The organism is Microcoleus sp. A003_D6, from assembly GCF_036702825.1.
In the GTDB taxonomy this organism is placed as follows: domain Bacteria; phylum Cyanobacteriota; class Cyanobacteriia; order Cyanobacteriales; family Microcoleaceae; genus Microcoleus.
The window spans coordinates 1-10,435 of record NZ_JAUBWA010000179.1 but is presented as its reverse complement, the minus strand read 5'-3'; the positions used below and the strand labels follow the sequence as shown (position 1 = coordinate 10,435).

Genomic DNA, 10,435 nt, shown 5'->3' with positions numbered 1-10,435 from the left:
GCAACTACCGAAGTGCCAAAAATACACACGGAATACCACTTGGTTTTAAAACATTAATCACTCCGTCCAAGCCCAAAGTCAAAGCTCATCTTGCGAACATTGAAGAAGTAATAGATACCCATAGTCACTCCCCACAATATGCCTTAATCAAAAGGCTGAATCCAATAATTAGGGGATGGTCAAACTATTACTCAACAGTAGTAAGTAAGGAAACCTTTAACAAGGTTGATGATCTTACTTATGACAAGTTAAGAGCATGGGCTAGAAGACGGGGAAAAGGTAACATCAACAAAGACAAATACTGGCGAACAGTAGGCGACAGAAATTGGTGTTTCAGCACAGAAGAAGGTTTAGAGTTGACACAACACTCTGCAACGCCTATCATAAGGCACGTCAAAGTAAAAGGCAACTCAACACCTTACAACGGTGACTGGATTTACTGGAGTTCTAGACGCGGAGTATACCCTGAAACACCAACAAGAGTGGCAACACTGCTTAAGAAACAAAAAGGTAAATGTACCCACTGTGGTCTGTACTTCACACCGGAGGACACTGTAGAAGTTGACCATATCCAACCCCGCTCGCTAGGCGGTAAGGATGAATACCAAAACCTTCAACTTTTGCATAAGCACTGTCACGACACAAAAACGGAAAATGACGGGTTCCTTCACAGGAACTATGATAGCAATCCGTTTTGAGTTGTATCCTTAAAAAAGGATGAAGATATCAAGGAGCGGAATGAAGCGAAAGTTTCACGTTCCGTTCTGAAGGAGAGGTAGGGGTGGCAACGCCCCTATCGACTCTAACCCTCTCTCGTTATAGAAAAAGACGGGATGCGGAAAACGAGGGAGACTTTATTCCGCTTGACTTCAGCGACTCCTTTGGACTTCAGTCCCCGTATTCATGAGTCTTGTACTAGGTGTGCTACGATCGTGATATGTTGAAAATTGAGTATAACTAGACAACGTAAAAACTTAACTGGATTGTTGAGTACGCAGTCACACCTAACGGTGTTGCCGTCTAGAAAAACTCGCATTTGAACAAAAACCGAACTAGATTAAGAGGACTAATCAAGTACGGTAGGGCATACCGGAATTTACGCTTGAGGAGAAGACACCCTTAATGTGGCTGGAGTAATCCAGTCCCAAGCAAGTGACTTCGCTGAATCAAGAATCTCAGTCACGAAGAGTGCCCAGAGTGTCAAAGTAAAACTTGATAGAGCAACCTCAATCAGGGTTATGTGGCTTCTGTGAGTTATTGCCTCAATCCCAAATGCCCGAATCCCTCCGAACCAGCAAACTCTGGCAAATCCGCCTGTATCCACTGCGGGTCTCAACTTTTGTTGGAAGGTCGATATCGGCTAGTAACACCTCTCGGAAACGGCGGCTTTGGCAGAACATTTGAAGTGGACGACAACGGCGCCCGAAAAGTGCTCAAAGTCCTGCTCAAAGATCATCCCAAAGCTGTAGAACTTTTTAAGCAAGAAGCCGACGTATTGACCAGGCTGAGACATCCAGGTATTCCAAAAGTCGATCGCGACGGTTATTTTACATTTTCGCCAGCTCACAGCACAGAGTCTTTTCACTGTCTGGTGATGGAGAAAATTGCTGGGGCAAATTTGCAAGACTGGCTGAAACATCGGGGCCGCCCGATCAGTCAAGAACAAGCTCTGAACTGGCTCAAACAACTGTCGGAAATTTTAGACCAAGTTCACAGACTAAACTATTTTCATCGGGATATCAAGCCGCACAATATTATGTGCAAGCCGAACGGGCAGTTAGTGCTGATTGACTTCGGGACTGCTAGGGAAGTGTCGGCGACTTATTTCGCTAAGGTGGGCCAGGGGCAAAATGTCACTGGTATTGTTTCTCCTGGCTACACTCCGCCGGAACAAACTAATGGCAAGGCTGTTCCGCAGTCGGATTTTTTTGCTTTGGGGCGCACTTTTGTTTATTTGCTGACTGGGAAGCCGCCGACTGCGTTTCCCGAGAACCCGCGCACGGGCAGATTAATGTGGCGCAAAGGAGCTCCTCAAGTTTCCGACCCCCTGGCTAATGTGATCGATTACCTGATGGCGCCTTTTCCCGGAAATCGACCTCAAAGTCCGCAGATGGTTTTGCAGTGCTTGGAGGAAATTAATCTCGACGGCGAAGAAACTCAGTTGCCGACTCAGTTGCCGACGACGGGGCAAACTAAAATTCGCGGGGGGTCTGGGGGGTCTGGGGCGACGAAGCAGAGTTCCACGAACCGCCTCAGACCTCTAAATTCGAGCTTGAAGAAGCCCGGGAAAGAGGCTTTTGGTTGGAAAAATAAGTTGCTGGCGGGCACTGCTGTTTTGATGCTGGGTATTGGCGCGTCTCAAATTTACGGTTCGCTGCGTTACGGGGTGTTTCCGGCAAACCCGGTTTGGCTGCTTTCTAGTTTGCCTAGCAGTCAGTTTTTGCAAAGAAGTTTGGATAATGTCGGGAGTGTAAATGCGATCGCCCTGTCGCCGGACGGTCAAACTTTGGTGAGCGCAAGCTTTGGGACGATTAGAATTTGGAATGTGAGGACGGGACGCTTGGTGCGGACTCTCAATCCGGTGCATTCTAAAAAATCGGTCAACACGCTAGCGGTGAGCCCGGACAGCTCGATTTTGGCCAGCGGCGGCGACGACAATAATGTGATTTTGTGGGATTTGAAGACGGGGCGGCGGATGCGGACAATTCCCGCTCACAAAGCAGCCGTCAACGCGATCGCTTTTAGCAGCAACGGTCAAACTCTGGCTAGCTGTAGCGATGACAAAACTGTTCGCTTGTGGAATGTCAAAACCGGCAGCAGGTTGCGGACTTTGAGCGGCCACACCGGAGGAGTAAACGCGATCGCTTTTAGCAGCAACGGTCAAACTCTGGCTAGCGGCAGCGATGACAAGACTGTGCGTTTGTGGAATCTCGGCACCGGAGAAGTCAGAAGAATTATCACAGGTCACGGGGGCGCGGTTAATGCTGTGGCTTTTAGCCCGAACGGGCAAGTGGTGGCTAGTGCTAGCAGCGACAATACGATCCGTTTGTCGAACGTCCAAGACGGCAAGCGCACCCGCACTTTTAAAGGGGATTCGAGCTGGGTGAGGACGATCGCCTTTAGTTCGGACAGTCGCTCTCTCGTCAGCGGGGGGGGGAATATTATAGTTTGGGATTTGAAGACGGGAAAAGAAAGAAGCACTCTTTCCGGTCACAGTCAGTTTGTGAATTCTGTTGCGATTAGCAGAGATAGCAAGACTTTTGTCAGTGGCAGTCCCGATCGCACTATTAAGATTTGGCGAATGCCATAGTCAGTTGACAGTTGTCAGTTGACAGTTGACAGTTGTCAGTTGACAGTTGGCAGTTGGCAGTTGACAGTTGGCAGTAGTGTAAGGTGTGCAGCGTACATTGTACAGAATTACTTTTTTACGAACCGCGTCCTTCGCGAAGGAAGAAAAGAGAGAGAAGAGAGACTGTTGCGACCAGTATTACCAATGACCAATGACCAATGACTAATTTTAAAATAATCAATAGGTTGTGCAAGGGGACATGATATTATTATCCCCAAATTCCTCGCCCGTTTTTGGCAAATTCCTCCACAGTTTGCTGCGACAACTCGTGAACGGCCATCCCTTGCAACACGTCAAAAGGCAATGTCAAATGATGCGCTCCAGCTAATAAAGTTTTTACCGCTTCTTCCGGCGATTTAATGCTAGCTGCCAAAATTTCAGTATTACTTTTCTTCAAGACATTTGCCATGTCCCGCACTAAGGCAAAACCGTCTCCGAGGAGTCTGGTGGCGCGATTCACGTAGGCGATCGCATATTTAGCCCCCGCTTCTGCTGAGACAACGGCCTGGGCCGCGCTGTAAATAGCTGTCACCGCACAAGGAATTTCCCCCGACAAATGCGCTACTGCTTGGAAACCCGCCGCCGTTGCCGGAACTTTCAAAACAGTTTGCCGCCCGATCGACTCAAAAGCAGCCTTTCCTTCTGCTACCATGCCATCAAAATCAGATGCCGTTAGCTGATAGTACACTTCTCCAGGAATAAGTTGTGCCAGTTGTTTGAGCGTCTCTTCAGGAGATAACTCGCTTTTTGCCAAAAGTGTCGGATTAGTAGTGATTCCCGCTATCCAGCCGAACTTGCTCGCCTGTGCGGCTTCCGCTACAATTGCAGTATCAACATAAATTGCCATCGGCTCTACACCTTCAGTTTGTTAATAATTTCCCGACGCTTGTTTTCAGCTTGAGATAAATCAGAGCGAAATTAATTCTTAAGCTTTAACAATATCAGAATCTCGGAAATATTACTCTTAAGCAAATATAACAATTTAGTGATGTACCTCACTGGTAGTAGTCCGTGAGTTGTGAATTTTACAGGAATTGCGTCAAGAAACCGGGTTTATGAGGGAAAGCGAGCGATCGCACACGGGAGATGGTTTCAATCTCAGAATATTCCTGCGATTGGGATCGCGGACAAGTTATTGACGGTAACGGAGAATTAATTATGGGCTAATAAATTTGATTTGCTTGAATAAAAAAAAATCGCCTTTTTTTTTATTGTTAAAATCTTGACTCTGGCAACTATTTTAAGTATAATTAGATAATGGAAATAGTGGCAAAATTTAATTTTGACTTACCACTTCCATTATCTAAAATATATCCCAAAAGTCCAGAAAAATCAATAGGTAATAGTTCCTTTTTTTAGAGATGATTTTTTTAACAAGATTAAAAAAAACCCGGTTTCTTCAAGAATACTTTTACAGCAGATTCCACATTTATGAAGTACACCCGCCTATCGTGAGCTTCCCGTAGGGACACGGCGAAAGCCTTTGTCCCTACACTTCACAAACCTGGAATACCTTTATGAGAGCATCCGGGCGCAAGCTTGTGTATGAGGGTACAGAAAAGCGCGAAGTCGAAGCGAGATCGGGCATCCTCGCACTCTTAAAAAATGCTTTTTACTCTCCAAAAGAGATGCTTCCAGTGAGTAAGTGCTATTCAAGCAGGACTAAGGCGAGTGTGTCACAATTAGTAAGGTGCTCTACTATCCTACACCCTTGATAATCCATTCACAATTAAAGTTGTAGAACACCCTACAAGTCGATTCGAGTGTGCCAGTTGTTTAAGTGCTATTCAAGATAGCTCACAGCAGAACTAAAAAATTTGAAGTGATACCAGTAAAAAAAAGAATGCAACGGTAGCCAAGGCTCCAAATCCTTAATTCGTCAGTCATTTATCATCTAAAATCTCAAATCTAAAATGGTAGGAGTTGGTAACTGCGATTGTCGGGTAGGGAAAACTTGACTCGCCAAATCCCGGATACAAAGAGGTTATATTTGTAGTTAGGGTTATGTATGCAATAACTCAAGGAGGGGACTCAGAAAATGACCGAAGAACAAAATCAGCAGCCACAAGTCAGCCTTAAGACATCTTCTGAACAAGCCCAGTTGGAACAACCAGCAGCCAGCGCTGAAGAATTGTCGATAAATGTTAACTCTGAAAGTCTGTCTCAATTGGTTGAAAATAGTGGCAAAGACCGTTTGAAGGCTCTAGGGCGCTTGATGATGGTGAGCGTAACTTGGACGCTGGCTGAACTTTCCCAACGCAAGTAAGTTATGGAGTGTTAAGCTGTTGTGCATTTAAATTGTATATTTCGAGTCCCGATCGAACAATCGTCAAATCCTCTCCCCCGATCCCCTTCTCCCCCTCTCCCTCTCTAATACCATAGGCAATCTAGATGCAACACAGCTTACCGCAACGGGCGAGTTATGAGTTGGGAGTAGGGTTGAGAATTTTGTTTGACTCAAAACTTGCTAATTTCCGGTTAATTATCAGAAAACCAGTTTGTAGTGAGAACTTTAGTCATCTTTCTAAGGACTACTTAATATTCTCGGAACCAACGGCCTGAGAAATCGAATTAAATCCCTTTTCTTCCAATTTTTGCAGCAAACCTTGGAGAATCCGGCGCACCATCCAAGGCCCTTCGTAAACCCAACCGGTGTAAACTTGAATTAAACTCGCACCGGCGGCTATTTTTTCCCAAGCATCTTCGGCGGTGAAAATGCCGCCCACTCCAATTATTGGTAATTCGCCTTTTGTATATTGCCAGATAAATCGGATTACTTCTGTCGATCGCTCTCGCACTGGAAGCCCGCTAATTCCCCCGGCTTCTTCGGCGATCGCGCCTCCGGTTTCTGGCAATATTTGTGTTTTCAATCCGTCGCGGCGGATGGTGGTGTTTGTGGCGATAATTCCTGCTAGTTGGTAGGTTTTTGCTAAGTCGAGGATTGATGCGATCGCCTCTGGTTCCAAATCCGGCGCAATCTTGACTAAAATTGGCTTGATTCCCTGATTTTCTTGTTGTAAAACTTCCACTATTGTGGTAAGCCCAGCAGCATCTTGGAGCGATCGCAATCCAGGCGTATTCGGAGAGGAAACGTTGACTACAAAATAGTCGCCCCAATCTTTGAGCAGCTTAAAACTCTCCAAATAGTCGGCTGCTGCCTGCTCTAACGGTGTTACCTTAGATTTACCGAGATTGATGCCGATCGGGAACGGGGACTGACGCATGGGGCGCGAGGCATCGAATTTTGAATTTTTCTGTGCTGCCTGAAACCGGGCTGCCATTGCTGCGGCTCCTTGATTGTTAAATCCCATGCGGTTGAGGGCTGCACTGTCGTCCGTCAAGCGAAACAAGCGAGGCCGGGGGTTTCCGGGCTGCTGTTGACAAGTGACAGTGCCGAGTTCGGCAAAGCCAAAGCCAAAATTTGCCCAAATGTCAGCAGCTACGCCGTTTTTATCAAATCCCGCAGCTAAGCCGACAGGATTTTTAAAGCTCAGTCCCCACTTCGATTGTTCGAGGCGAGAATCTTGCACTCCCAAAGATTTCTGCAATTGGGAGAGCATTCGGCTGGTTGCGGGGTTTGACTGGGTTCTGGCTGCTAGTTCGAGAACTTGGAGAGTGCGGTTGTGCAGCCACTCGGCATCGGTTTTCAATACGGAAAACAACAGCGGCCGCACACCTGATTGATAAATATCCAATGACTTGTCCTGGGGCAGTTGACAATTGAGAAGGTCAATAAAAATATTCAGGAGGAAAAAGCTAAAGTGAAGTTTTTATTTCAACTTCGATCGACTCGATCCAATGTTTTAGATGGAAGGATAAGTGAGACGATTATATTATAAGTTGATTCTTTTCCATTTTATTTTTTTAAATTTTTAAGTTGGTATTTTTAAATTGGACAAAGGTGGGGGAAGCTTGGAAATGGGCCATGAGCAAAGACCGAAGGATTTAGACGAACAAATCGCGGCCCTGGAGCGCGTTCTCCAGACTCTCCGAGAAGAGGAGAATGTTGAAGTGCTGCTGGAGACAACACTCGGTTACTTGCAAGCGGAATTTGACTGGCGGTTGATTTGGATCGGGTTGTACGATCGACAGGCCCACAGATTGTTCGGGAAAGGCGGCATGACTCCTAACGGCGACCTTTCTTTTCTCAAACAGCGGTTTGCTCTGAGTCCGGGGGATTTGCTGGAACAAGTAGTGATTCAGCTTCGGCCGGTGGGAGTCCCGGATTTGCGATCGGAAAACAGAGCCGGAGAATGGCGCAAAGCAGCTCAAACTTTTAACATTCAAGGCACGACTCTGTTTCCTCTCCGCTACAAAGACCGCTGCTACGGCGTGATTTTGCTCGGCACTGACGTGTGGGGAGCGTCGCCAAAGTCGGGGGAAAAAACACAGTTGGCGGTCGTATTTGGAGCGCTGGCTACTGCTCTTTATCAAATAGAAAAAGATTGGCAGCGAGAACAACAAAAACGCCCTGATGAGTCTCTTTTAGCGCTGATTTCGCAGTTGCGGGAACTGCGATCGCTCGACCAATACTTGCAAGCGGTTGTCGAAGAAGCCCATGAATTTATCGAGCCGACGCGCACCAATGTTTATTGGTTTGAGCGAGAGCGGCGCTATTTTTGGCGTCGAGTCAGCAACCGCCAAGTTACTCCGGGTTTGGGCGGGCCGGGCCGAGCGGCTTCGGGCATCACCGTCCAAGACTTGGGCGAATTTTATCAGGCTTTGGGCAGGGAAGAAATGGTTTGGATCGGTGAATCTCAAAGTTCTCTGAAAACTGAGCTGACGGGGCGGTTGATGCAGCAAATCCGCGCTCGCTCTCTGTTGGCTGCGCCGATTGTTTCAGAAGGGGAATTGTTGGGATTTTTGGCAGTCGAAGCCGGCGAGCCCCGGATTTGGCAAGACAATGAAAAGCATTACCTGCGGGGAGTGGCGCAGTTAGTGGCTCTGATGGCTCCTGTGTCCGAGATGGAGGAGAGGATTCAGCAAACTGAGATCGATCGAGATTTAACTGCCGGAATAGCTCGCGCCATCTACAGCGATGCTGACTGGGAGGAGACTTTGAAAAATACCGCCGAGCAGTTGTGCGGGAGACTCAAATGCGAATACTTTTTGCTGCTGCTGTACGGCGAAGAACAAAATCGCTTTGAAATTGTCTGCCAAAATCAGCCCCGCAACCGCAGGCCAGTGCCGTCGCCGCTCAACGCCCTGGATGTGGCTGACGTGGGGCTGTTGTTGATGCGCGAACCTCTGGCTATTGAAAATTGGGAGGAAGACGGGCGGTTGGGCGCTTGGCGGGAAGTGTTGGCGGAGGCGGGGGTGCGATCGCTTTTGGCATCGAGCACTCGGGGGAAAAAGTCCGAGGGAGAAAACCCCAATCGAAAATCCCCAATCCCCAATCGAAAATCGATCGAGGGTTTGCTGGTTGTCGGGCACAGTGCAACTCGCACTTGGAGGCGATCGGAGCTAGAATTAGTTGCGATAGTGAGCCAACAGCTAGGATTGATCCTGCACTCCTGGCAGCAGAGTTCGGAAATCGACAAATATCAGCAATTTGAGCGATCGCTCCAATCGGGTTTGGCTGTTTTGCAGCATTCTGGCGAGGAGCAATCTCTCCAACAGATATCTGCTGCTTCAGCGAGGATGTTTCCAGAGTTGCCGCTGCAAAAGCTCGATCGTAACTTTGCTCAACACGTTTCCCAGACAATTTCCTGTCCTTTAGTAGCCGTCATTACTTGGAATCCCGGCTCCGAGGAAGCTTCAATCTCCGCGGCGGTAGCTGCCAATCCCGTATTTGCCCTCAATCCCGATGCCGCGATTCCTGTCCAAACAGATGCTTTGATCCAACAAACGCTGGCATTCGCGGGCGTGCTGCGACAGAGCATGAGCCAACTGCCGCTGGCGACGAAGCGGTGGCTCCGCAGTCCGGGAATTGGCGAAATTCTGGCGGTGGCGCTGCGGACTTCCCCCGAACACGCTCCGGTCGGCATTGTGGTGGCTGCGGACGCTCCGGGCCGCCGGTGGTCGGAGTTGTCGGTGAATTTACTCAGCTCGATGGCGTCTCAGTTGGCTTGGTGGCGCAGGTATTTGGCTGTGCAATCGGCAAGCGAGTCGCAGCGATTGGATCTGGAGCTGCTCAACTGGTACAAGCAGCGCCGTTTCGAGGATTTTTACCGCACTGTGGGAGCGGGGGTGAAGGAGTTGGGGGAGTTGAGTCAGTCGATTTTGCAGTCGGCGAAGGAACAAAAGGATGCTCTGAAAACTTTGCGCTACCAACAGGTTTTGCGACAAATTGGCAATGCTTTGGGGTCAACTCATTTGTTGCTGAAACAGGAACAGTGGCGGCTGCAATTCGGACAAGATGCGGTGCCTGTGAACGCTTGGTTGAGGCGATCGCTCGATCGAACTGCTCCCCTGGTCAAACAGTCGGAAATCTTGCTGGAAGTGCACAGAGAACCTGCTGTGTCGCTGCCGGCGGGCCAGACTTTGAGCGTTCGCGCCGACAGCATCAAGCTGGATTTGATACTGTGCGAATTGCTGGGGGCGGCTTGCAGGCGCTCCTCTGTTGGCGACAAAATTGAGATTCGCTCTCAGTTGTTGGGGGAAGATTTGCTAGAATTGTCTGTTACTGATAGCGGCGCGATCGATCGACAGTTAATTGCTGCCTTCAACGGCGGCTCGCAGCCTGATATATTAGCGGTTTCTTCCAATAGGTCGATCGTTCAAAATCTCTTAATTTGTCAGCGAGCGGTACGCTTAATGGGGGGGAACTTTTCTTTAGAAATGTTAGAAAATAATTTAACGGTCGCCCGCTTAGTGCTGCCCCTAGCCAATACCTAAAATTATGTTGGGGCGAACTAACTCCAATGTTATATGCCAATACGGTTCAGTTAGTGCTAAAAAACCGATCGCGCTACGGTTGGACACGAGTGAACAAACCCTCCGTTTCACTCCGCCCAACATTTTCGCTACAATTTTCCTTAACCCAAGCGTATTGCGTTAAGCTGTTGTGCATTAGACCTCTTGCAAAAATAACTAGGACGGGCTCTCCGGCCCATCCCACAAAATTTTTTTTCTTGTGGAATGGGC

Annotated in this window: 6 protein-coding genes; 4 read left to right on the top strand and 2 right to left on the bottom strand. The window is 48.2% G+C overall.

Features of this window, described 5'->3' with window-relative positions:
* Both QUB70_RS29755 and QUB70_RS29750 read left to right on the top strand, forming a co-directional pair.
* Window positions 1-698: group II intron reverse transcriptase (locus tag QUB70_RS29755; RefSeq protein WP_332985282.1), on the top strand; the 698-nt coding region annotated here is incomplete at its 5' end.
* Window positions 699-1,240: 542 nt separating this feature from the next.
* Window positions 1,241-3,310: a serine/threonine-protein kinase gene (locus QUB70_RS29750; RefSeq protein ID WP_332985281.1), complete on the top strand. Its 2,070-nt coding sequence runs from the start codon at window positions 1,241-1,243 to the stop codon at window positions 3,308-3,310.
* Between the two features lie 247 nt (window positions 3,311-3,557).
* On the opposite strand, the gene QUB70_RS29745 is transcribed toward QUB70_RS29750, so the two are convergent.
* Window positions 3,558-4,196 carry a transaldolase family protein gene (locus QUB70_RS29745; RefSeq protein WP_332985279.1) on the bottom strand — a complete coding sequence of 213 codons (639 nt, stop codon included), beginning with the start codon at window positions 4,194-4,196 and terminating at the stop codon, window positions 3,558-3,560.
* A gap of 1,191 nt (window positions 4,197-5,387) precedes the next feature.
* Between QUB70_RS29745 and QUB70_RS29740 the strand changes: the two genes are divergently transcribed.
* Window positions 5,388-5,615, top strand: a complete 228-nt coding sequence (locus QUB70_RS29740; protein ID WP_332985278.1) for a hypothetical protein — start codon at window positions 5,388-5,390, stop codon at window positions 5,613-5,615.
* A 265-nt stretch (window positions 5,616-5,880) separates the two neighbouring features.
* Here QUB70_RS29740 and QUB70_RS29735 read toward each other — a convergent pair whose 3' ends face one another.
* A complete protein-coding gene (locus tag QUB70_RS29735; RefSeq protein WP_332985277.1) occupies window positions 5,881-7,044 on the bottom strand; it encodes a quinone-dependent dihydroorotate dehydrogenase in 1,164 nt (387 codons plus the stop codon).
* Between the two features lie 223 nt (window positions 7,045-7,267).
* Between QUB70_RS29735 and QUB70_RS29730 the strand changes: the two genes are divergently transcribed.
* Entirely contained in the window at window positions 7,268-10,186 is a 2,919-nt protein-coding gene (locus QUB70_RS29730) for a sensor histidine kinase (RefSeq protein WP_332985275.1), read from the top strand.
* Window positions 10,187-10,435: the final 249 nt, after the last annotated feature.

Excerpts from the sequence above, each read along its gene's own strand:
- QUB70_RS29745 (WP_332985279.1), bottom strand. The coding sequence starts at position 4,196 with ATGGCAATTTATGTTGATACTGCAATTGTAGCGGAAGCCGCACAGGCG.
- QUB70_RS29740 (WP_332985278.1), top strand. The coding sequence starts at position 5,388 with ATGACCGAAGAACAAAATCAGCAGCCACAAGTCAGCCTTAAGACATCT.
- QUB70_RS29730 (WP_332985275.1), top strand. The coding sequence starts at position 7,268 with ATGGGCCATGAGCAAAGACCGAAGGATTTAGACGAACAAATCGCGGCC.